18 protein-coding genes are annotated in these 22,043 nt (G+C 66.6%); 12 read left to right on the top strand and 6 right to left on the bottom strand.

The genetic code is table 11. The annotated features are described in order from the left end of the window. The first annotated feature begins 98 nt into the window (after positions 1–98). Together LZD57_RS16345 and LZD57_RS16340 are read left to right on the top strand one after the other, a co-directional pair. Positions 99–788, top strand: a complete 690-nt coding sequence (locus LZD57_RS16345) for an Isoquinoline 1-oxidoreductase subunit (protein ID WP_233720551.1) — start codon at positions 99–101, stop codon at positions 786–788. 231 nt (positions 789–1,019) lie between these two features. Beyond that, complete coding sequence (locus tag LZD57_RS16340; protein ID WP_233720550.1) at positions 1,020–2,516, top strand: pilus assembly protein TadG-related protein; 1,497 nt, start codon at positions 1,020–1,022, stop codon at positions 2,514–2,516. A gap of 470 nt (positions 2,517–2,986) precedes the next feature. On the opposite strand, the gene LZD57_RS16335 is transcribed toward LZD57_RS16340, so the two are convergent. Both LZD57_RS16335 and LZD57_RS16330 read right to left on the bottom strand, forming a co-directional pair. Continuing rightward, positions 2,987–4,060 carry a hypothetical protein gene (locus LZD57_RS16335; protein ID WP_233720549.1) on the bottom strand — a complete coding sequence of 358 codons (1,074 nt, stop codon included), beginning with the start codon at positions 4,058–4,060 and terminating at the stop codon, positions 2,987–2,989. Between the two features lie 462 nt (positions 4,061–4,522). Then, complete coding sequence (locus LZD57_RS16330) at positions 4,523–5,425, bottom strand: histone deacetylase family protein (RefSeq protein WP_233720548.1); 903 nt, start codon at positions 5,423–5,425, stop codon at positions 4,523–4,525. A 177-nt stretch (positions 5,426–5,602) separates the two neighbouring features. Between LZD57_RS16330 and LZD57_RS16325 the strand changes: the two genes are divergently transcribed. The 3 genes from LZD57_RS16325 (at position 5,603) to LZD57_RS16315 (ending at position 8,852) form a co-directional block, all read left to right on the top strand. Further along, complete coding sequence (locus LZD57_RS16325; protein WP_420844827.1) at positions 5,603–6,964, top strand: MATE family efflux transporter; 1,362 nt, start codon at positions 5,603–5,605, stop codon at positions 6,962–6,964. Between the two features lie 104 nt (positions 6,965–7,068). Next, positions 7,069–8,112 carry a cysteine synthase A gene (locus LZD57_RS16320; protein WP_233720547.1) on the top strand — a complete coding sequence of 348 codons (1,044 nt, stop codon included), beginning with the start codon at positions 7,069–7,071 and terminating at the stop codon, positions 8,110–8,112. Then, the gene (locus LZD57_RS16315; RefSeq protein ID WP_233720546.1) at positions 8,109–8,852 is read left to right on the top strand and encodes an alanyl-tRNA editing protein; all 744 of its coding nucleotides are present in this window, start codon (positions 8,109–8,111) and stop codon (positions 8,850–8,852) included. Before LZD57_RS16320 ends, LZD57_RS16315 begins: the two co-directional genes overlap by 4 nt. Before the next feature lie 318 nt (positions 8,853–9,170). Here the strand turns inward: LZD57_RS16315 and LZD57_RS16310 are convergent, their stop codons facing one another. Then, positions 9,171–9,407: a hypothetical protein gene (locus tag LZD57_RS16310; RefSeq protein ID WP_233720545.1), complete on the bottom strand. Its 237-nt coding sequence runs from the start codon at positions 9,405–9,407 to the stop codon at positions 9,171–9,173. Positions 9,408–9,632: 225 nt separating this feature from the next. On the opposite strand from LZD57_RS16310, the gene sseA reads away from it, so the two are divergent. The 4 genes from sseA (at position 9,633) to LZD57_RS16290 (ending at position 13,116) form a co-directional block, all read left to right on the top strand. After that, positions 9,633–10,490 (top strand): 3-mercaptopyruvate sulfurtransferase, encoded by an 858-nt coding sequence (sseA, locus tag LZD57_RS16305; RefSeq protein WP_233720544.1) that lies wholly within the window; start codon positions 9,633–9,635, stop codon positions 10,488–10,490. Positions 10,491–10,495: 5 nt separating this feature from the next. Then, positions 10,496–11,044, top strand: a complete 549-nt coding sequence (locus LZD57_RS16300; RefSeq protein WP_233720543.1) for a GNAT family N-acetyltransferase — start codon at positions 10,496–10,498, stop codon at positions 11,042–11,044. After that, complete coding sequence (locus LZD57_RS16295) at positions 11,041–11,979, top strand: ornithine cyclodeaminase family protein (RefSeq protein ID WP_233720542.1); 939 nt, start codon at positions 11,041–11,043, stop codon at positions 11,977–11,979. The genes LZD57_RS16300 and LZD57_RS16295 overlap by 4 nt, the downstream gene beginning before the upstream one ends. A gap of 120 nt (positions 11,980–12,099) precedes the next feature. Beyond that, positions 12,100–13,116 (top strand): alpha/beta hydrolase, encoded by a 1,017-nt coding sequence (locus LZD57_RS16290; protein WP_233720541.1) that lies wholly within the window; start codon positions 12,100–12,102, stop codon positions 13,114–13,116. Between the two features lie 68 nt (positions 13,117–13,184). Here the strand turns inward: LZD57_RS16290 and LZD57_RS16285 are convergent, their stop codons facing one another. Continuing rightward, a complete protein-coding gene (locus LZD57_RS16285) occupies positions 13,185–14,237 on the bottom strand; it encodes an MBL fold metallo-hydrolase (RefSeq protein WP_233720540.1) in 1,053 nt (350 codons plus the stop codon). A gap of 451 nt (positions 14,238–14,688) precedes the next feature. Between LZD57_RS16285 and LZD57_RS16280 the strand changes: the two genes are divergently transcribed. Continuing rightward, complete coding sequence (locus LZD57_RS16280) at positions 14,689–16,077, top strand: MFS transporter (protein ID WP_233720539.1); 1,389 nt, start codon at positions 14,689–14,691, stop codon at positions 16,075–16,077. Between the two features lie 73 nt (positions 16,078–16,150). On the opposite strand, the gene LZD57_RS16275 is transcribed toward LZD57_RS16280, so the two are convergent. Continuing rightward, positions 16,151–16,897 carry an RlmE family RNA methyltransferase gene (locus LZD57_RS16275; RefSeq protein ID WP_233720538.1) on the bottom strand — a complete coding sequence of 249 codons (747 nt, stop codon included), beginning with the start codon at positions 16,895–16,897 and terminating at the stop codon, positions 16,151–16,153. Next, positions 16,897–18,387 carry a Ppx/GppA phosphatase family protein gene (locus tag LZD57_RS16270; protein ID WP_233720537.1) on the bottom strand — a complete coding sequence of 497 codons (1,491 nt, stop codon included), beginning with the start codon at positions 18,385–18,387 and terminating at the stop codon, positions 16,897–16,899. Before LZD57_RS16270 ends, LZD57_RS16275 begins: the two co-directional genes overlap by 1 nt. A 480-nt stretch (positions 18,388–18,867) precedes the next feature. Between LZD57_RS16270 and LZD57_RS16265 the strand changes: the two genes are divergently transcribed. Together LZD57_RS16265 and LZD57_RS16260 are read left to right on the top strand one after the other, a co-directional pair. Beyond that, a complete protein-coding gene (locus tag LZD57_RS16265) occupies positions 18,868–19,152 on the top strand; it encodes a DUF5818 domain-containing protein (protein ID WP_233720536.1) in 285 nt (94 codons plus the stop codon). A 117-nt stretch (positions 19,153–19,269) separates the two neighbouring features. After that, on the top strand, positions 19,270–22,043 hold a 2,774-nt coding region (locus LZD57_RS16260; RefSeq protein WP_338034710.1), incomplete at its 3' end, for a S8 family serine peptidase.

Here is a 22,043-nt window from a genome sequence, read left to right as displayed (position 1 = left end):
ATGCTTCGGCGTGCGGCGGGGCACCCGCGCGCCGCCGTCACGGTCCGGCCGCTCGGCCGGACGGAAGAGCGATGCGAGGGGACGAGATCAGGATCACAATGACTAACGCAACAAGGCTCGTCCGAGCGCTCGTCATCGCCGCGGGGTTCGCTCTGCCGACGGCAGCCCTCGCCCAGGATCGCGCGCCCGAGGCGCCGGCGCCCTCGACACCCGCCCTGCCGGCGTCGGACCAGAACGACCAGAAGACGTTGAAGCCCGTCTCGGCATTCGACGGCATCGCGGACGAGACGGAGCGTTCGATCGCCATCTTCCAGGAGACCGGCAAGGTTCTCCTGCATCCGCGTTGCGTCAACTGCCATCCTGCCGGCGACCGGCCGCTGCAGGGCATGGACATGCATCTGCACCAGCCGCCGGTCCAGCGCGGCGAGGCCGATTTCGGCGTCCCGGGCATGATGTGCAACACCTGCCACGGTCCGAAGAACGTCCCCGTCGTCGCCCAGAGCGAGGACATCAAGTCGATCCCCGGCAATCCCGACTGGCATCTCGCCCCGATCGAGATGGCCTGGCAGGGCCGCACGCTCGGGGACATCTGCCGGCAGATCAAGGACCAGGATCGCAACGGCGGCAAGACGCTCGCCGAACTCGTCGAGCACATGGCGAGCGACGATCTGGTCGGCTGGGGCTGGCATCCGGGCAAGGGCCGCGAACCCGTGCCGGGCACCCAGAAGCAGTTCGGCGAACTCTACGAGGCCTGGGCCGCCACCGGCGCCCATTGTCCCCACAGATGACCCGCTTCTCGAGCAGGGCGAGGTTGCAGCCTCGCCCCGATGAAGATGGTTTCCGCGCCGAACGTGGTGTGGTGCCCGGCGCACGCGACCGATGAGTGCGTCGTCCTCTCGCTCCCGTCGCCCTGCGAGCGGGATCGACCATAAAATTTAGTCTCTTCGACGATCGAATCTTAAACTTTCTCTGCGAAAGCTTCCGCAGTGACGGCGAAGGTTTGCATTGGAGCGACGGCGATGCCGCTGATCAGATGGGGTGCCGCGAAAGGCAGGTTTTGCATCCGGCCGGTCTTCGATCGGTTTTTCGCCGGCCAGCGCGGCAACTTCGGCATCATAACCGGGCTTGCCGCGCTTCCGCTCATCGTCTGCATGGGCGGGGCGGTCGACTACTCGAACGCGTTGCGCGAAAAGTCCATGGTGCAGAGCGCCGCCGACGCCGCCGTCCTGGCCGCGGCGAAATATACCGGTGACGACGAGACCGAACGCAAGCGCCGCGCCGACATGCTGTTCAACGCCAACGTCAAAGACGACATCGACGTCACGTCGCGCGATCTGTCCCACCAGGACAGACAGTTCGTCTACACGGCCAAGCTGACCTACCCGACGGCATTCCTCGGCCTGATGCACCTCGACGAATTGAACATGGTGGTCACGTCGGTCTCGCAGTATTCCGACATCCCGCTCGACATCGCCCTCGTTCTCGACACGACCGGTTCGATGGGCGACTCGAACAAGATGGTCGAGCTGAAGAAGTCGGTGAACCTCTTCCTCGACCAGTTCAAGGACATGGACGAGGTCCAGGTGGGCATGGTGCCGTTCAACAACCAGGTCAAGCTCGCAAATGTCGACATGACGATGGTCGCGACGGCCGTCGACTGCAGCTATGTGCCGTCGGCCGACCGCAGCTACTGCGGCCCCTCCACGGCCGGCTTCGTCCCGGGCACGCAAGGCGTTTTCAAACTCGGCTATTCGAACAGCGCCCGCAGCTACGTCGCTTATGTCTATCGGGCCTGGAGCGGATGGGGCGACCAGATCACCGTCCAGCGAGACACCAATTACTGCAGCGACTGGACCTATAAGTGGTGTACGAAAACGACCAGCACCATCTACAACCGATCGTCCGGCAACACCAAGGTGTCGGGCGTATGGTCGGGCTGCGTGATCGACCGCGCCCAGCCATACGACACCCTGCCGGACGCGCAGAATCCAAGCAACATCGACACGCTCTACCCGCGGGACGCCAGCTGCACGAGCAATGACCTGCAGCCGGTGCAGCCGCTGACCTCGGATCTCGACCGGATCCGCACGGCGGTGTCGAACATGCAGCCGATCGGCGGCACCAACGTGACCATCGGCGTCCAGTGGGGAATGGAAGTGCTGACGGCCACCGCCCCGATGACCGGCGCCAATGCCGACGAAAACGCCCACAAGATCATGATCGTTCTGACCGACGGCACCAACACGATCAATCGCTGGAACGGCAACGGCCACGACGAGTCGCCGGAGGTCAACGCCCGCACCAAGCTGGCCTGCGCGAGCGCCAAGGCGATGAAGAACACCGACGCGACGGCGCTCGAGCTCTATACGATCCGCCTGATCGACGGGAACGAGACGTTGTTGAGCGAATGTGCGACGGACGGCGCACATTACTATTCGGTGAACTCTGCAAGCCAGTTGCAGGCCGTCTTTGCCGACATCGCCGAACGCGTGAAGCGCATCCGCATCGTCAGCTGAGACCGGAGGCCGCCACAATGGCGGGCGGCTTTCCACTCCAGAGCAATCGCTCGAAGCCGGGCCCAGGCTGGCGGTTGGCCTGATCTCCCCCCTTGCGGGGGAGATCGAAGCGTCACCGATGGCACTTGCCTTCAAGCGATCGCCCTGGCTTTCCATCGTTCCCATTGCACAGCGCCACGGCGCGAGCCATCGAAGACGCCGCCTTGCGACCGCCCAGAGCCCTCGAAAGCGGCTTTTGGCAACGCATGGCGCTGTCTTAGGGGGCCCCGACTCGACGTCGCAAGTCGAGACGCACCCTGCCCGGCAGGCGCTTCGGCGCCCTCGCCCGGCGACGTCGCGGGGCTCGTCCGAACCCGTCGAGGAGACGGGGCGCTTCCAAAGCAGGCGACGCCTCGCCACAACCGCCGATATCTCGGACCGCTAAGACCGGACCGGGCCCGGGTCGGTCGATACCATCGGGCCGGTCTGCCTCAACCCTCGATCAGCCGGCGCGCCTGTTCGATCCAGCGCTCTTCGCCGATCCGCCCGGGAAAGCCGAGTTCCTGTTCGAGCCAGACGACTTCCGGCGGCGTCAGGCCGGCGATCTGATCGAAATGATAAAGGCCGCGCTCGAAGAGCAGCCTTTCGATCGCGGTGCCGATACCCTGGATCGAGGTGAGGTCGTCGGGATTGCCGCGCCGCGGTGCCGGCAGGCCGTGCGGTGCGCTCGCTCCGATCGGCGGAGCGTCGGCGGACGAGGTTCCCACGCCGCCGTCCTGCGCGATGGTCGCAAGCGGCGCCTGCGCGCCTGGAGTGGAAAAGGCGCCCGAGCCCGGATCGGGATCGACCGGCTCGGCGGCGGGCGCGGGGTCGGCGACGAGGCTTTCCTTGTCGAGGATGCCGTCGGGTTCGATCCTGGGTCCGCCCCGGGGCTTCTCCGTCTTCTTGCCGAGGTGGCGATAGTCGAGGGTGCGGAAATCGCGGTCGAACTTTTCGGCCTTGTGCTTTTCGGCCAAGGGATCCGGCGGCAGCCGCCTCTGGTCCTTCGCCGGCGTCGGCCCGTCCGGATGGGAAAAGGCGAGCTTCGCCCGGCGTTCGGCATGGATCGTCCGCGGCCTTTCGGGCGCGGGCGGGGCCGGTTCGGTGCCCGGCGCGAGCGTCGGCATCATGTCGGGAACGCGTTCGTCGCTGCGCCCGCGCACCACCTGTGCCGAAACCATGCTGCCGCCGAAGGTCGCGAACTGCGCCTGCTGCACCGGTGCCGCCTCCGGCCGCCGTTCCGGTGCGGTCGCGGGGTGCCAGGACGAATGCTCGCGCTGCCGGCGCTGCCGCTCGCGTTCGCGGGCGGCCTCGTCATCCGACAGCTTGGAATAGTCGAGGGTGCGAAAGTCGCGGTCGAAGGCCCCCGCCCTGTGCTTTTCCTCGAGCGGGTCGGCGATCCGGTGGGTCGGCAGGGCGTCCTGCCTGCCCTTCAGCCGTTCGCTGCACTCGCGGGACGCCACGAGCGGGTGGTCCGTATCGAGCTCGGCCGGGCTCTCGGTGGTCTTGGCATCGTCTGCGCTCATGGTCGCTGTCCCGTCGTCGCTGCTCGTTGTCCCCGAAGGATGCCGTTCATGAGAAGAAGGTTCCTCGGCCGGGACGGCTCTTGCGGGCCGCCCGGCAAGGCGTTCTGCTCCCGCCGCCAGCGCATCGGAACCGGCCTGGTCGTTCGCCCGGCTCCTTGCCGTCGCGTCCAAATGCGGGTGCCTTTCCGCCCGGTCGTCGTCGACGGGCCGCCTGCGCCGCAACGCCATGGCCATCGCGGTGCCCGCGACGAGTAGAAACAGCCGTCCAGCCTTCGACCACACACGTGACCTCCCGAGGATCGAAACCTCTGACGGTGAAGCTAGTTTGCTGCAGCCATGCAGACAACCGGTCGGGCGCGGAAAAGCGTCACCGCCGGGCAGGCCCCCGCTCGCCACATGCGTCATCGCGTCGCGCATTCGCGGCGACGCCGTGCCGACGATCCGACGTGGCATCGTGCCGGATCAGGCAAATTCCTTTGCCACCCGGTGCAGGATGCTGTGGCGGCGGGCGAGCGCCTCGATGTCGCGCGAATAGCCACCGCCGATCACCGCCGCGACGGCGACGCCGCGTTCCCGGAAGAAGCCGATCACCCGGCGGTCGCGCTCGGCAAGGCCCGTGTCGGTGAGAGAAAGCCGCCCGAGCCGGTCGTCGCGATGGGGATCGACGCCGGCGTTGTAGAAGACGAGGTCCGGCCGCGAACTCACGAAACTGGCGTCGAGGGCTTCGCCCAGCGCTGCAAGATAGGCCTCGTCGCCGAGCCCGTCGGGAAGGCCGACGTCGAGATCGGAGCGGGCCTTTTCGGCCGGGTAGTTTCGCTCTGCATGGATCGACAGGGTGAAGACCCGGGGCTCTGCGGCAAAGATCCTCGCGGTGCCGTCCCCTTGATGGACGTCGCAGTCGACGACGAGAATCCGCGCGGCATCGCCGTCGGCGAGAAGGACGCAGGCGGCGACGGCGACGTCGTTGAAGACCGAGAAGCCCGCGCCCGCCTCGCGGCCGGCGTGGTGGCTGCCGCCGGCCGTGTTGCAGGCGAGCCCCTCGGCGAGGGCGAGACGCGCGGCGAGCACCGTGCCGCCCGTGGCGCAGCGCGAGCGCATCGCCACCTTCTCGTCGACCCTGAAACCGATCGCCTTTTCGGTCGCCGACGGCACCGCGGCAAACAGCACCTGATCGACATAGCGCGGATCGTGGGCGAGCCGCAGCCATCCCGGCAGCGCCGGCGCCGGAACGTGATAGCCGGCCGGGCCGACCACGCCGTCCTCGACGAGGATTTCGGCCAGACGGCTGAATTTCGACATCGGAAAGCGGTGGCGGGGATCGAAATTCGCATCGAAGGCGGGGTGGTGGATGAACGAAACGGCCATTGCGCTGCATAGATAGGAAGGCGGAACGCCAGCCAAGGAGTCGGCAATTCGCCCCATCACCAACTTGTGCCGAATCGGCCGGGCTGCCACTCCGCTACCGAGCGGGCATCGGGAGCAGCGGACGAGAACCGTCGCCAGCCCGACCGGCGACCGGCGCGAGGAGAGGTGGGAACGAGGGTGACGACTTTGCAGCCCGATCCGGACGGTGACGTGGGGCAGGAGAGCTTCGAGGTGACCCACCGCCGGGTCCTCGCCATCACCCTGCCGATGACCCTCGCCTTCCTCACGACGCCGCTTCTCGGCATGACAGACATCGCGGTGATCGGCCGGGTCGGCGACGCCGAGATGCTCGGCGGTCTCGTCGTCGGAGCGCTGATCTTCGACTTCGTGTTCGCCGTCTGCAATTTCCTCAGGGCGGGAACCACCGGCCTCACCGCCCAGGCCGTCGGGGCCGGGCGCCCGCGCGAGACCGAGGCCGTCTTCCTGCGGGCGGCGGTCCTGTCCGTCGGCATCGGCGTCGCGCTCATCCTTTGCGAGCCGCTCGTCATGGCCGCCGGGCTCGTCGCCATCGCCCCCGGGCCGGCCGTCGCCGAAGCCGCGTCGACCTACGTCTTCGTGCGGATGTTCTCGGCGCCCTTCGCATTCCTGAACTACGCCATTCTCGGCTCGGTCCTCGGCCGCGGCCGCAGCGGCCTCGCCTTGATGCTGCAGATCGTCCTCAACGGCACCAACATCGCGCTCTCCATCCTCTTCGGCATGGTCTTCGGCTGGGGCATTCCCGGCGTCGCCTTCGGCACGGTCTGCGGCGAGGCGGCAGGGTGCGCCGCCGGGCTCGTCGCGGTCGCGAGCCTTCGCTCCGGCCGCCTGCCGCGTCCGGGGGAGATCTTCGAGCGGGCCGGCTTTCGCCAGATGCTCGGCGTCAACCGCGACATCATGATCCGTTCCTTCTGCCTGCTCGCCGGCTTCCTCCTCTTCACCCGGCTGAGCGCGACCTTCGGCCCGGTGACGCTGGCGGCGAACGGACTGCTGATGCACCTGTTTTCGACGGGATCGTATTTCCTCGACGGTGTCGCGACGGCGAGCGAGCAGCTCGCCGGAATAGCCGTCGGGGCGCGCCGGCGACCGGCCTTCGACCGCACCGTCAGCCTGACCTGCCTCTGGGGCGTCGGCGTCGGCCTCGGCCTCGCGGTGGTCGTCTTCCTTCTCGGCGACATGCTGATCGATTTCCTGACGACGGATCCGGCGGTGCGGGCCTCGGCGCGGGCGTTCCTCGCCTTCGCGGCGGCGACGCCGCTCGTCGGCGCCCTCGCCTTCGTCATGGACGGCATATTCATCGGCGCGACGTGGTCGCGCGCGATGCGGGACATGATGGTGGTATCCCTCGCCGTCTTCGTCGCGCTCGGCTACGGCCTGACCTCGCGCTTCGGCAATCAGGGGCTGTGGCTCGCCTTCGAGATCTTCCTCGGCCTCAGGGGCTTCACGCTCCTGGCGATCCTTCCCTCCCAGCGGCGGCGGACCTTCGCCGGCGCCGCAGCCTGAACGGCCCGGCGCGGCGGCGACCGCATGCTCGCCGTCCTTGCCATCCCCCCTCACCCCTCATAATTTGCGCTCGACCCATTCACACCCAAGGCACTCCCAAAACGATGACCCTGCGCCTCAACTCCGTTCTCGACGCCATCGGCAACACGCCGCTGATCCGGCTTGCCCGGGCCTCGGAGGAGACCGGCTGCGAGATCTACGGCAAGGCCGAATTCCTCAATCCCGGGCAGTCGGTGAAGGATCGCGCCGGCCTGTTCATCATCCGCGACGCGGAGGAGAAGGAACTGCTCGCCCCGGGCGGGCTGATCGTCGAGGGCACGGCGGGCAATACCGGCATCGGCCTGTCCCTCGTCGCCAAGGCGCTCGGCTACCAGACGGTCATCGTCATCCCCGAGACCCAGAGCCAGGAGAAGAAGGACGCGCTCCGGCTGATGGGCGCCGAGCTGATCGAGGTGCCGGCGGTTCCCTACAAGAACCCGAACAACTACGTGAAGCTCTCCGGCCGCCTCGCCGCGCAGCTGGCGAAGAGCCACCCGCAAGGGGCGATCTGGGCCAACCAGTTCGACAATACCGCCAACCGCGAGGGCCACGTCGTCACCACCGCGGAGGAGATCTGGCACCAGACCGGCGGCGAGATCGACGGCTTCATCTGCGCCGTCGGCACCGGCGGCACGCTGGCCGGCACGGCGATGGGGCTGAAGCGCCATTCCGGCCGCGTCAAGATCGGCCTCGCCGATCCGATGGGCGCGGCGCTCTACGAGTATTACACCAACGGCGAACTGAAGTCGGAAGGCTCCTCGATCACCGAGGGCATCGGCCAGGGCCGCATCACCGCCAATCTCGATGGGCTGACGCCGGATTTCGCCTACCAGATCCCCGACGCGGAGGCACTGAAGATCGTCTTCGCCCTCGTCGAGGAAGAAGGCCTCTGCCTCGGCGGCTCCTCGGGCATTAACATCGCGGGCGCCATCCGCATGGCGAGGGATCTCGGCCCCGGCCACACCATCGTGACGGTCCTCTGCGATTACGGCAACCGCTACCAGTCGAAGATGTTCAATCCGGCCTTCCTGCGCGAGAAGAACCTGCCGGTGCCGGGCTGGATCGAGAAAAAGCCCGAGTTCGACATCCCGTTCGAGCCGGCCGGATGACCGACCTCCTGTTCCGCGACGACGCCTATCTCTCGACGGTCGAGGCGAAGGTCGTCGGCTTGCGCGAGGATGGCGGCATCCTCCTCGACCGGACGGTCTTCTACGCAACCTCCGGCGGCCAGCCCGGCGACACCGGGCATTTCGAGCGGGAAGACGGCTCCCTCGTCGCGATCGCCGGCACCATCACCGGCGAGACCAAGGATGCCGTCGTCCATCTGCCGGCCGAGGGCGCGCCGGCGCTGCAGGTCGGCGAGGCGGTGGTCCTCCACATCGACTGGAAGCGTCGCTACCGCCTGATGCGCATGCACACGGCCTGCCACATCCTCTCGGTGGTGCTGCCCCACCCGATCACCGGCGCGTCGGTCGGCGAAGAGGAGAGCCGGGTCGATTTCGACCTCACCGACGCGTCCCCCGACAAGGCCGAGGTGACCGCGAAGATGATGGCGATCGTCTCGGCCAATCATCCGGTGTTCACCCGCTGGATCACCGACGAAGAACTGGATGCCAATCCGGGCCTGGTCAAATCCGCCAACGTCCGGCCGCCGCGCGGCTCGGGCCGAATCCGGCTCGTCTCGATCGGCGAGGACGGCGCCGTCGACACCCAGCCCTGCGGCGGCACCCACGTTTCGGAGACCCAGGAGGTCGGCGAGATCCACATCGGCAAGATCGAGAAGAAGGGCCGCGAGAACCGCCGGTTCCGGATCCGGTTCGGGGAGATGCCGGGGCGAGCCTCCTCGTAAGAGTCGTCGATTCGCCTACAAACGTGAGATCAACGCTCAAAACAGCTCGGAAATCTGCTTGAACACGTTCGTCGCCGAGAGCAGAAAATTGATGAGGAGTGCGATCAGGAGCGTCGACATGTTGGCTCGGATTTCGTCACCAAACGTCTTCGAATCCGATTTCTCGTGCCGAGCCAACAAGATGAACAAGCCGATGATCGCGCAGGCGTTAAAGAGGTCCAGAACGTCGGCGAGATATGCGGTTCCCGAATCGCGACCCGAATGGTCGAAAAATAAAAGAACAAAAAATACAGGACCGATAAAGCTAATGGGATCGAGCTATATTTGTTCATCCTCTCCGACGCTACCCGTTCGTCCCGTCTTCGGAATTCGATTGAGAAGAAGATATCCGATCAAACCGCCTGCGAGCGTCGCCACCACTCCCGCGCTGAGAATGCCCGTCGCGGCAGTGGCGGCCGCCCCTGCCGCCAGAGCAACAGCGCTGGAATTGGCGACCAGTCTGCCGCCGGTATATTCGAGCTTGGCTTCGTCGGGAGCTTTCGATTCGTCGAACATCACAACCACCTCAAGGTCTACGGTACCAATGCTGGCTGAGAATGCAACGCAATCAAAGCGTCCATTGGCGAGACAATCTGATTGCCTAGTTACGCCTCATATGAGCCGGCCAAGTCGACCTCGCAAACTTGGATTCTCAGCACTGGCGAGATTCTTTTTTTTGATCAGCGCAGGTAAACGCAGCTTCCTGACGGATCGCGAACTGTCCATACTATTCCAGAGGCCATGACACAGAACCCCTTCCTCATCTCGCCTGAAGATCTCGCGGCCGTCGTCGGCCGCGACGGCGTTTCGATCGTCGATGCCTCCTGGTATCTGCCGGCGCAAAAGCGCTTCGCCAGGGCCGAATACGAGGCCGGTCACGTGCCGGGTGCGGTGTTCTTCGATCAGGACGCGATCGTCGATCCGGCGTCGAGCCTGCCGCACACGCTCCCCTCGCCCGAGGTCTTCGCCGCAAAGGTCGGCGCGCTCGGCATCGCCGACGCCGATACGATCGTCGTCTATGACGGCATGGGCCTGTTCTCGGCTCCCCGCGCCTGGTGGATGTTCCGGATCTTCGGGGCGAAGGACGTGCGCGTTCTCGACGGCGGCTTCCCGGCCTGGCAGGCGGCGGGGCTTCCGATCGAGGCGGAGGTGCCGAGGCCCGCCCCGGCATCCTTCGCGCCAAGCTTCGACGCCTCGGCGGCGGTGTTGCTGCCGCAGATGCGGGAGATCGTCTCGGCCGGCTCGGTCCAGATCGCCGACGCGCGGCCGGCCGAGCGCTTTGCCGGCGAGGCGCCGGAGCCGCGCGAGGGGGTGCGGGCCGGGCACATGCCGGGGGCCTGCAGCCTGCCGTTCCTGCAACTCGTGGAAAACGGCCGGCTGAAGTCGCCCGAAGGCCTGCGCCAGGCCTTTGCCGAGGCGGGGATCGATCCGGAGCGTCCGGTGGTGACGAGTTGCGGCTCGGGCGTCACCGCGGCGGTGATCAACCTCGCGCTCGAGAGCGTCGGCAACCACGCATCCCGCCTTTACGACGGATCGTGGACCGAATGGGGTTCGGCCGGCGACACCCCGGTCGAGACCGGCCGTCCGGCGAAGTCCTGATTCCCATGCGCCTCATTCGAACCCGCGTGACCAGCCTCGAGATGAAGTCGCGCCCAAACGCCCTCGTTCCCGTCCCCACGAATGTCGGAGCCGTCGCGGTCTTCGAGGCGAAGAAGATGGCGCTCGCCGAATATCGCACGCTCTATCGCCGCGTCGGTTCGGCCCATCACTGGACGTCGCGGCTGATGTCGGACGAAAGACTGCGGCGCGAGATCCACGACCGCGACACCCGGATTTTCGTGATGAGCGTCGAGGGCCGGAGAGCCGGCTGGTTCGAGCTCGACATCCGCCGGCAGGTCGACGAGGTGCGCATCGTCCATTTCGGCATCCTGCCGGAGTTCCGCGGCCTCGGCCTTGCCCACGTCATGCTGTCGCGGGCGATCTTTGCTGCCTTCTCCACCGGGCCGAAACGGGTGACGATCGAAACCAACACCCTCGACCATCCGGCGGCGCTGGCGCTCTACCAGAAACACGGCTTCCGCCCCTATGCCATCCGCGACGTCGAGACGCCGGCGATCGAATCCGTTCTCGAACCCTTGCGGGCGCTGCCATGAAAATCATCGGCTTCGACGAGGCCGACCGGCTCTTGACCTGGCAGGCGGTGGTCGAGGCGATCGAGGCGGGGCATCGCCGGCCGGCGCCGCAGATCGGCGATCTCCTCATCGACAGCGGCAAGAACAAGCTGTTGAACCGTGCGGCCTTCATCGACGGACTCGGCTTCGCGCTGAAATCCGTCACCGTCTTTCCGGACAATCCGCGCGCCGATCCGCCGCGCCCCTCGGTGCAGGGCAGCGTCCTCCTCTTCGATCCCGAAACCGGCGCGCCGAGCGCCGTCGTCGACGGCGGCCTCGTCACCAAATGGAAGACGGTCGGCGACTCGCTCCTCGGCGCGAAGTTGCTCGCCAATCGCGAACCGAAGACGCTGCTCGTCTGCGGCGCCGGAACGGTGGCGGCCAATCTCGTCGAGGGCTATGCGGCGACGTTCCCCTCGCTCGAAGTCATCTTCGTCTGGAACCGGACGACCGCGAGAGCGGAAAAGCTCGTCGCCTCGCTTGACGATCTCGATGTGACGGTCTGCGTCGCCGTCGACCTCGAAGCGGCCGCCCGGGAGGCGCACGTCGTTGCGACCGCGACAATGGCGAGCGAACCGTTCCTCGAGGGCGCGTGGCTGAAGCCCGGCACCCACGTCGACCTCATCGGCGCCTATACGCTGCAGATGCGAGAGGCCGACGACGCGGTTCTGACCCGCGGCGAGGTCTTCGTCGATTCGCGCAAGACGACGATCGGCCATATCGGTGAAATCCAGGATCCGCTCGATCGCGGCATCGTCACCGAGGCCGACATTCGCGGCGATTTCCACGATCTTGTCGCGGGCCGTGCGGGACGCAGCGGCCGGGAGGCGATCACCGTCTTCAAGAACGGCGGCGGCGCCCATCTCGATCTGATGGTGGCCGATCTGATCGCGCGGACGATTGCCCCCTCGCCATGATCCTGCGGCCGATACGCGTCGCGCCGAAAGGAGTGGCGTCGCCACGGGAGCGCGGGTGGTTTCGCCTCCCCTTCAGACGCGCTATGGCTTGCCCCTCGGCATGCCAAGCGGACTGAACTCTTGATCCTTCGTATCGTCCTCGCCCTCGTTCTCCTGATTGCGATCGTGCTTGCGGGGCTCTGGCTGTTCGGCCCGCGCGAACCGGTGGATCTCGGCCTCCGTTTCGATCCGGCCGCGATCGGCAGCGATCCCGACGCCTATCTCGCGCGGCAGGAGGCCGACATCCCCAATCTCCGGCCGCAGTCGGCGAAGGAGATCGTCTGGGCCTATCCCGCCTCGCGGGCGAAGACCCCGCTTTCGATCGTCTACGTCCATGGCTTTTCCGCCGACAAGGCGGAGACGCGGCCGCTCGCAGACGAGGTCGCCAGGGCGCTTCATGCCAATCTCTTCTACACACGGCTCACCGGACACGGCCGCGACGCCGCGGCGATGGAGCAGACGAGCGTCAACGACTGGGTGAACGATCTCGCCGAAGCCATGGCGATCGGCCGCGACATCGGCTCGAAGGTCGTGGTGGTCGCCTCCTCGACCGGCGGCACGCTGGCGGCGCTCGGCACGACGATCCCCGGCGTGATGGACGACGCCGAGGGCATCGTGCTGATCTCGCCGAACTTCGCCGTCCACGGCCGCTGGGCGTTTCTCCTCGACCTGCCCTTCGCCCGGGACATCCTGCCGGTTCTCGGCGGAGAGACCTACGGGTTCGAGCCCGTCAACGAAGAGCAGGCGCAGCACTGGACGACGCGCTACCCGATCGGCGCGCTGGCGCCGATGGCAGCGCTCGTCCGGGCGGTGCGGAAGGCCGACTTCTCCGCCGTCCGGGCACTGCCGCTGCTGGTGTTCTACTCGCAGCAAGACGAGGTCGTCTCCCCCGCCGCGACGGAGCGCTTCGTCGCAAACTGGCCGGGCCCCCATCAGGTCGTCGACGTGCCGGTGACCGGCGACGCATCCAGCCACACGCTCGCCGGCGACATCATCTCGCCGAAGACGACGGACGACCTCGCCGCCCGCATCGTCGCCTGGATCAGGGCGCTGCCGGCCAAGGCGGAGGCGGACACGGCCGGCAAGCCTGCAGGTTGACCGGCCCCCACGCATGAGCCACCGGCGCTCTTCGACGGAAGAGCGGCGCTCGACCGGCACGTCTGCGCTCAGCCGTCTTCGTTGGCGATCGCCAGTTGGTAGGTCTCCGGCACGAAGCGGTAGCCGCCCTCCGGCAGCTTTTCCGCGTAGCCGACCGCCGGAAACGGCATGTGATAGCCGATGAACGGAATGCGCTCGGCGGCAATGCGGTCGAAGACGCGCTTGCGCGTTGCGATCGCCATGTCCGGGTCCATGTCGAAGCCGACCTTCCAGTCGGGCTTCTGCAGCGAGGCGACGAAATGGTTGGCGGTGTCGGCCGTCAGCATCATCCGTTGGCCTGCCGAATTCAGTTCGAACACCATGTGGCCCGGCGTATGGCCGGGGGCGTCGAGGGCGGTGATGCCGGAAACGACGCCGTCGCCGTCCTTCAGGAAGGTCATCCGGTCCTCGAGCGGCACGACGAAATTCTCGACCGTCTTCGCCATGCCGGCCTTTTCGCCGTTCTTCGCCTCCTCGGAGGTCCACCATTCGAACTCGCGTGCGCCGGTGGCGTAGCGGGCGTTGGGAAAGGTCGGCCTGCCGCCGGTCATCAGTCCGAGAACGTGATCGGGGTGAAGATGGGTGAGGACGACGATGGTGACCGCTTCCGGGCCGTATCCGGCCGCCGCCATGCGCTCGACCAGCTTGCCGTAGCCGTTCTCCTTGCCGCTCTCGCCGAAGCCGGTGTCGAACAGGATCAGATTGTCGTCGAGCTCGACGAGGACCGGCGTGTAGCCGTTGACGTAGCGCGTTTCGGGCAGGAAATTCGCCCGCAGCAGCGCCGCCATCTCCTCCTGGCTGCGGTCGGCGCCGAAGGTGGGGTGGGGTCCGTCGCCGTGGCGGGCGCCGTCGAGGATCGTGGTGATGCGCGCCTCGCCGAGGGCGAAGCGCTGCCAGCCTGATGTCATGACGTTGGCCTTTTCGATGGAATTTTCGACGGCGGCGTCGCGGAGGGTCTCGCCGGCCCGGGCCGGACCGGACCGTCCGCCGCGCAGTGCCGCGAGGATGCCGCCTGCGGTCAGGAAAAGTTTTAGGGCGCGGCGCCGGCTCGGGCCAGGCGTGGCATCGGGGATGGGGCTCATCTCTGCTCTCCTTGCGACTCTCTGCATCTCGACCGGCTGTAACGCGCAGGGACGCAACCAAGCCGAAAGAACGCGCCGCGTCGACCGCATCCGTCAGAAGCGCGGCGACGCCGTTCGAGGCGCGGCGCGGCTCGGCCCTCGGGCCGGGCCGGAGGCTGCTTCGGGGGCCCCTCCACGACACGGGCGCTCCCTATGACGACGAGATCGATCCGCAGAATCCCGCGCGCCGCCTGCATCGGGAGCGCGCTTCTCGGCGGTTGACGATCACGGGCTCCCGGGTCCATGAGAACAGCACGTCTTCGACCTCGACGAGGTGGCGGACCCCGCCCCGCAGCCAACCCGCTCGCAGCTCCTTCGGCGGCCGATCCCGACCGCACGCGCGAGCGACCGCTCCCTCCGGCCCGGCCATGGCGGGAACCGGCGTCGAGCGATCCGCACAGGCCTTGAGCGCGTGAAACGCATCGTCCCGATTGTTCTTGCCGTCGCGCTGTTCATGGAGAACATGGACTCGACCGTCATCGCGACCTCGCTGCCGGTCATCGCCGCGGACATCGGGACCAGCCCGATCGCCCTGAAGCTCGCTCTGACCAGCTACTATGTCGCGCTGGCGATCTTCATTCCGATCTCCGGGCGCATGGCCGACCGCTTCGGCGCCCGGCTGATCTTCCGTGTCGCGATCGGCGTGTTCATGGCTGGATCGCTCGCCTGCGCCACCGTCAATTCGCTGGAAGGCTTCGTCGCCGCGCGATTCCTGCAGGGGATGGGGGGAGCGATGATGACGCCGGTCGGCCGGCTCCTGCTCGTGCGTGCGGTTCCGAAGTCCGATCTCGTCGACGCCATGGCCTGGTTCACCATTCCGGCGCTGATCGGCCCGCTGCTCGGCCCTCCGATCGGCGGTGCCATCGCCACCTATGCGGACTGGCGCTGGATATTCCTCATCAATCTGCCGATCGGCATCGCCGGCATCTATCTCGCCGGCCGCTATCTGCCCTGGATCGAAACGCTGCCGTCGATGCGCTTCGACATTCCCGGCTTCCTGCTCTCGGGCTTCGCCTGCGCCGGTCTTGTCTTCGGGCTCTCCGTCGTCTCGCTGCCGGCACTGCCGCCGATCGTCGGCGTCGCCATGGCCGCGGCGGGGCTCGTCGCAGGCGTCTTCTTCGTTCTGCACGCGCGGCACGCGGCCGATCCGCTGCTTCGGCTCAACCTCTTGAAGGTTCCGACGCTGCGGGCGGCGATCGTCGGCGGTTCGATCTTCCGGATCGGTTCGGGCGCCGTCCCCTTCCTCCTGCCTTTGATGCTGCAGCTCGGCTTCGGCTACACGCCGTTGCAGTCCGGTCTGACGACCTGCCTGTCGATCGGCGGCGCGATGATGATGAAGTTCCTCGCCAAGCCGATCCTCAATCGCTTCGGCTTCCGGGCGACCCTCGTCGCGACGGCGCTGATCGGCGGCGGCATGACGGCCCTGATCGGGATCTTCCGGCCAGACACCGCCATCGTCCTCGTGCTTCTCGCACTGCTCGTCGGCGGCTTCTTCCGCTCGTTGTTCTTCACCTCGATCAACACCCTCGCCTTCGCCGACGTCTCGAACCGGGAATCGGGCGATGCGACCGCGATGATCGCGGCGATCCAGCAGGTTTCGGTGGCGATGGGCGTCGCGCTGGCGGGCGGCGTGCTGGAAGCGGGCATGGTGTTCGCCGGCAGCGAAACCGTCGGCCTTTCCGACTTCACCCTCGCCTTTGCCGTGGTGGGCGTGGTGACGGCGGCCTCGGTCTTCGCCTTCCTCGCCCTTCCGGCCAATGCCGGCGACGAGGTCGCCGGCCGGCGCGTCGCCGCCGAATAGCGCTCCGGCACGGCCCTCCGGCGACCGACGCGGGCCACGGGACGGCAAGCGCCCTCCTCGACAGCGGTGGACGTCAGCCGAGCGGACCGGCCTCGTCGTCTTCCTCGGCGGCGATCTCGGCCGGCGCCTCACGCGCCCCGTCTCGGCCCTTGAAGCCCTTGGCGAGGATGTAGAGTTCCACCGAGCCGTCGCGCGAGGCCGGCGGTTTGACGTGATGGACTGAGGCGAAATTCTGCTTCAGCAGCGTCAGGAGGTCGTTCTCGGTGCCGCCCTGGAAGGTCTTGGCGAGGAAATGTCCACCGGGCCGAAGGGTGCGGATCGCGAAGTCGGCGGCCACCTCGCACAGATGCATGGTCCTGATGTGATCGGTGCGCCGGTGCCCGGTGGTCGGTGCCGCCATGTCGGACAGGACGATGTCGGGGGCCCGGCCGAGCGTCTCGATCAGCCGCTCCGGCGCGGCGTCGTCGAGAAAGTCCATTTCCAGGATGGTCGCGCCGGCCACCGGCTCGACGGCGAGATAGTCGATGCCGACCACGGCGACCGCCTCGCTCGTCGACTTCACCCGGTCGACGGCGACCTGCGTCCAGCCGCCGGGGGCGGCGCCGAGATCGACCACCGCCTGGCCGGGCTTCAAGAGCCTGTAGCGGTCGTCGATCTCGATCATCTTGTAGGCGGCGCGCGAGCGGTAGCCGTCGGCCTTGGCCCGGCGGACATACGGGTCGTTGAGCTGCCTCTCGAGCCAGCGGCGCGACGAGGCCTTCACTCCCCGCTTCTTCTTCACGCGCACGGTCATGCCGCGATCGTCGCCACGTCCGGCCATCAGCTCGCCCGCCTTCCGTCGCGCCGGCGCCAGACCCCGTCGGCGACCATCATTTCGGTCAGGATGCCCTCCCGCAGGCCGCGATCGGCGACGCGCAGCGACGGCGCCGGCCAGACCCGGCGGATCGCCTCGAAGATCGCGCAGCCGGCCAGCACGAGGTCCGCCCGGTCCGAGCCGATGCAGGGATTGGCGACCCGCGCCTCGAAGCTCCAGCCGGCGATCTTTTGGACGAGGGCGTCGGACTCCTCCGACGTGAGCCAGAGCCCGTCGACCTGGCGCCGGTCGTAGCGCTCGAGACCGAGATGGACGCCGGCGAGCGTCGTCACCGTGCCGGAGGTCCCGAGGAGGTGAAAATTCTCCGTGCCGACGAGATCGGCCAGCTTGTCGCGCCCCGGGAACGCTTCGATCATCGCCACGGTCTCGGCGACCATGGTCTCGAAGATTTCCGGCGTGACGTTGCGCCCGCCATGGCGTTCGGCAAGCGTCACGACGCCGACCGGCAGCGAGGTCCAGGCGACGATGCGGCTGGCCAGCCGCCGCGTATACGGCCCCCTGAGATCGAGGAGCGCGATCTCCGTCGAGCCGCCGCCGATGTCGAACAGGACGGCGCCGCGGGCCTTGCGGTCGATCAGCGATCCGCAGCCGGACACGGCGAGCCGCGCCTCGGTTTCGCGCGGGACGATGTCGAGGGACAGGCCGGTGCGCTCGGCGACTTCCTCGATGAACTCCGCGCCGTTCGCCGCCGCCCGGCAGGCCTCGGTGGCGATCAGCCACGAACGGTCCACCTCGCGGGCCGAGATCTTCTGGGCACAGACGGCGAGCGCGGCGGCGGCCCGGTCCATCGCGCCGCGCGACAGGCTTCCCGTCCGCCCCAGCCCTTCGCCGAGCCGGACGATGCGCGAGAAGGCGTCGATCACCCGGAATTGCCCCGGCCGCGTCGGCACCGCGATCAGCAGCCGGCAATTGTTCGTGCCGAGGTCGAGCGCCGCATAGACCGGCGCCGGATTGGCATCACGTCTCGCCTCGGCTTTCGGATCGGCAGGGCTCGTTCGCGCCGATTTCTGCCCTGCGTAGGATACAGCCTTCCCGGCCACCCCCGGCGCTTCCGGGCGGTTCTGGGGCGGTGCATCGCCGGCCGGCGAATCGCTGCGCCGCCCGCGCCGATATTTCCGGGCGCCGCGGGGCGTCGCGGCAGGGCCGGACGTTTCCGTCTGGGCTGGGGCTGCGGCAACTGCGCCGGACTTCTTCCGCCCCTTGCGGCGACGCCGACGCTGCCGCTTGGTCAGCCGCGCCTCGTCCTCCTCCTCGGGCTTCGTCGTCTCCGGCTCGTGGCCGCGCGTCGCGCTGCCGCCCGGCTCGCCGGACGGCTTCTGGCGATGCTCCGCGCGACCGGCCCCGCCGCCACGCCGATTCTCGGCGTCGACGGCGAAACTTTGACGAGCTATGCGCGGCTGGTGCCGATATCTCCCCGCTTCGTCATGGTCACTCACACGATCTCTCCGGCGCGGAACTGCAGCTTTCAGCGTTCCGGGCGCCTCTCGTTCATTGCTTCGACCTCAGTGTAACAGCCGCTAGGGGAAGCACAAGGGCGATGGCCATGGCGCCCATGCTTCAGCCGGCCCTGCGCGGGCCGCTCCACCGGGCGCGTGCCGCTCGTCTCGACACGGTGGCGTTACGCAAGTAATCGCAGATGAACTGCTGCCTGCTTCGTCGCGGCAGCGCCCGCCGAGCGAAGGAGTCGGGCCGAGGCAGATGCTTGACGACGCGAGAGAATCGATGCGGACGCCCGATTGACGGGCTCGGCCGAATATGGTTGAACTTACGAAAAGTTCATGGTGCTGAAATGCGGATTTTCTCGGGCGATTAAAGTGTAAAACTAACGATATAGTGACGATTTCATAATGATCTTGTCGTATTATAGACATATTGTGCCCAGCAGTATGAACTGCTTCGAAGTTTGAAGGTTTGATATGAGTATCGCCGGATATATCATTGCCTCGACAGCCGCTCTATTGGTTGCCGCAGGCGCCGTCTCGGGCGAGGGGGTCGTGCTCGAAGGCGTCGAATGCCCTCGCATCCGCATGGACGACGGACGCGAGTTTTCCCTGGTCGGGGCCGACACCGGGAAACTGAGGGCTGCCGTCGGTCACCACATCCGCGTCACCGGCAAGATCGTTCCGTTTTCGACTTGCATGCAGGGGCTGACGCTGCGCGTCGAGACGGTGCAGATACTGAAACCGGACGCAAGACCATGACATGACCGAGAGGCGGCGGCGCAATGACGTCTTCGCCCGAGCAGGGGCGCGAGTTCGGACCCGCCCCGCCAATGCCGACCCGATTGAACGCAACCATCTCGAGATGGAGACAGGACGATGGTAGACATTGCAGGCGACAGCTCGACAACGGCCTCGATGGCAGTCGGTGGGACGTTTACGGACCAGTTGGAGGTCGAGGGCGATCACGATTGGATCGCCATCACGCTGACGGCCGGACTAACCTACTCGTTCGAGATGGACGGTACCGGGGCGACGCCTCTCTACGATCCGCGTGTCTCGCTCTACGATGCGGCGGGAAATCTCGTCGCCACGGAGAATGACGATGGCGCCAATTATCATTCCGAGATGACGTTCACTGCCACGACGGCCGGGACTTATTACATCGACGCCGGTGCGTGGTTCGAGGGTCAGAGCGGCCAATACACCATTTCCGTCGAGCAGGACGAGGGCATCACCCAAGACGACCAATGGCATCTGAGCAAGCTCGGAAACCTCGAGGCGATCTGGGCCGAATACACCGGGGCGGGGGTCCATGTCGGCATCTACGACGACGGCGTCCAATACACCCATCACGATCTCGACGGCAATTACGATCCCAGCCGGCACGTCGTCGTCGACGGCCAGGTCCTCGATCCGCTTCCGCCCAGCTCTTCCGATTCGCACGGAACGGCCGTCGCCGGCCTGATCGCGGCGGAGAACGACGGTGTCGGCACGGTGGGCGTCGCTTACGGCTCGACGATCACCGGCGTGAACATCTTCTCCGGTCCCGCCGACATCAACAACAATTACGCCGGCTTCCTGCAGGCGATCGACCAGTCGGAGAATTTCGACGTCATCAACCACAGCTGGGGACACTACCCCGTCTTCTACAGCCTGTCGGGGGATGCAGAGCTGGTCGCCGAATGGTTCGAGGCGCTGGCGGACGGACGCGGCGGGCTCGGCACGATCGAAATGAAGGCGGCCGGCAACGACAACGCCAACTGCAACGGCGAGGAAAGCGCGGCGTCCCGATGCACCGTCACGGTCGGCGCCTATGACGACACCGGCGACGCATCCTATTATTCGAGCTACGGTGCCAATCTGCTCATTTCCTCCCCGTCGAACGGCGGCACCGAGGGATTGGCCACGACCGATCTCATCGGCGCGGACGGCTACGATCCCTCCGATTACACCGACACCTTCGGCGGCACCTCCGGCGCGACGCCGATCGCAACGGGCGTCGTAGCCTTGATGCTCGAGGCCAACGAGGGTCTCGGCTGGCGCGACGTCCAGAACATCCTCGCCTATTCGGCCAAGAGCGTCGGTTCGGGCGTCGGCGGCATCCAGACCTTGGACGAGGAACACGGCTGGTTCTACAACGGCGCCACGAACTGGAATGGCGGCGGGCTTCATTTCTCCGAAGACTACGGTTTCGGTGCCATCGACGCCTACAATGCGGTGCGCATGGCCGAGGTCTGGACTTTGTTCGATCCGGCGCAGACCAGCGCCAACGAACACACCTACAGTCTCGTCGGCGGATCGGGCGCGATCGGCGACGCTGGTACCACCGAGTTCTCCGTAAGCGCGCTGTCGCCGACCTTCGAGATCGAATATGTCGACATCACGATCGATGTCACCCACAGCAATCTTTCCGATCTGTTGATCGAACTGGTTTCGGCCCAAGGCACCACGGTCGAACTGTTCAACGGCGCATTGGGCGACGCGAGCTATCTGGGAACGCAGCTCTCATGGACGTTCGGCGCCAATGCGTTCCGCGGTGAAGATGCCACGGGGAACTGGACCATTCGGGTCACCGATCAGGTCGCGGGAAACACCGGAACCGTCAACGGCTCTTCGGTGAAATTTTACGGCATCGACGAGGCCCTCACCGCTTCGCAGGTCAACAGCACCTACCATTACACCGACGAATACGCTTCCGTCGCGGGCCAGGGCGGCCACGCGAGCGCGGTGACCGACGGCGACGGCGGCATCGACTGGGTCGACGCGGCGGCCGTGTCGACCAAAAGCATCATCGACCTGCGCAACGGCTTCAACTCCACGATCGCCGGTGTGGCGACGGTGTTCACGGGGATGGAGAATGCCGTCTCCGGCGACGGCAACGACCATTTGATCGGCAACAATCTCGCGAACAAGCTCCACGGCATGCGCGGCAACGACGCCTTCAACGGCGGTGCAGGCAGCGATACGATGGAAGGTGGCGCGGGTAACGACAGCTTTCTCGGCAATGCCGACGGCGTGGCAGACACGTATGACGGCGGCGCCGACATCGATACCATCGACTACAGCGCCACGTCCGCCGCGCTGTCGATCAATCTCATAACGAAGACCGCGACCAGTGCCCAAATCGGCACCGACACGCTGATCAGCGTCGAACGGGTGATGGGCGGAACCGGCAACGACGTGATTCACGCCAATTTCGCGACTTGGCTCATCTTCGGATATGACGGCGAAGACACCTTGTACGGTGGGTCCGGAAACACCAGGCTTTCCGGCGGCGTCGGCAACGACAAGCTTTTCGGACTAGGTGGGAACGACACTCTTCTGGGTGACGGCGACAACGATTTTCTCGATGGGGGTACAGGCACCGATCAGGTTCAAGGCGGCACTGGCAACGACACCTTGATCGGCAATGCCGACGGCGTGGCAGACACGTATGACGGCGGCGCCGACATCGATACCATCGACTACAGCGCCACGTCCGCCGCGCTGTCGATCAATCTCATAACGAAGACCGCGACCAGTGCCCAAATCGGCACCGACACGCTGATCAGCGTCGAACGGGTGATGGGCGGAACCGGCAACGACGTGATTCACGCCAATTTCGCGACTTGGCTCATCTTCGGATATGACGGCGAAGACACCTTGTACGG

The organism is Jiella avicenniae, assembly GCF_021390325.1.
In the GTDB taxonomy this organism is placed as follows: domain Bacteria; phylum Pseudomonadota; class Alphaproteobacteria; order Rhizobiales; family Rhizobiaceae; genus Jiella; species Jiella avicenniae.
Note: the sequence above shows the minus strand (reverse complement) of the source record. Positions and strands in the feature narration are given on the sequence as shown.

What these genes read in the sequence shown, in the direction of transcription:
- LZD57_RS16345 (WP_233720551.1), top strand. Translation starts at nt 99, where the DNA reads ATGACTAACGCAACAAGGCTCGTCCGAGCGCTCGTCATCGCCGCGGGG.
- LZD57_RS16340 (WP_233720550.1), top strand. Translation starts at nt 1,020, where the DNA reads ATGCCGCTGATCAGATGGGGTGCCGCGAAAGGCAGGTTTTGCATCCGG.
- LZD57_RS16335 (WP_233720549.1), bottom strand. Translation starts at nt 4,060, where the DNA reads ATGAGCGCAGACGATGCCAAGACCACCGAGAGCCCGGCCGAGCTCGAT.
- LZD57_RS16330 (WP_233720548.1), bottom strand. Translation starts at nt 5,425, where the DNA reads ATGGCCGTTTCGTTCATCCACCACCCCGCCTTCGATGCGAATTTCGAT.
- LZD57_RS16320 (WP_233720547.1), top strand. Translation starts at nt 7,069, where the DNA reads ATGACCCTGCGCCTCAACTCCGTTCTCGACGCCATCGGCAACACGCCG.
- LZD57_RS16315 (WP_233720546.1), top strand. Translation starts at nt 8,109, where the DNA reads ATGACCGACCTCCTGTTCCGCGACGACGCCTATCTCTCGACGGTCGAG.
- LZD57_RS16310 (WP_233720545.1), bottom strand. Translation starts at nt 9,407, where the DNA reads ATGTTCGACGAATCGAAAGCTCCCGACGAAGCCAAGCTCGAATATACC.
- sseA (WP_233720544.1), top strand. Translation starts at nt 9,633, where the DNA reads ATGACACAGAACCCCTTCCTCATCTCGCCTGAAGATCTCGCGGCCGTC.
- LZD57_RS16300 (WP_233720543.1), top strand. Translation starts at nt 10,496, where the DNA reads ATGCGCCTCATTCGAACCCGCGTGACCAGCCTCGAGATGAAGTCGCGC.
- LZD57_RS16295 (WP_233720542.1), top strand. Translation starts at nt 11,041, where the DNA reads ATGAAAATCATCGGCTTCGACGAGGCCGACCGGCTCTTGACCTGGCAG.
- LZD57_RS16285 (WP_233720540.1), bottom strand. Translation starts at nt 14,237, where the DNA reads ATGAGCCCCATCCCCGATGCCACGCCTGGCCCGAGCCGGCGCCGCGCC.
- LZD57_RS16275 (WP_233720538.1), bottom strand. Translation starts at nt 16,897, where the DNA reads ATGGCCGGACGTGGCGACGATCGCGGCATGACCGTGCGCGTGAAGAAG.
- LZD57_RS16265 (WP_233720536.1), top strand. Translation starts at nt 18,868, where the DNA reads ATGAGTATCGCCGGATATATCATTGCCTCGACAGCCGCTCTATTGGTT.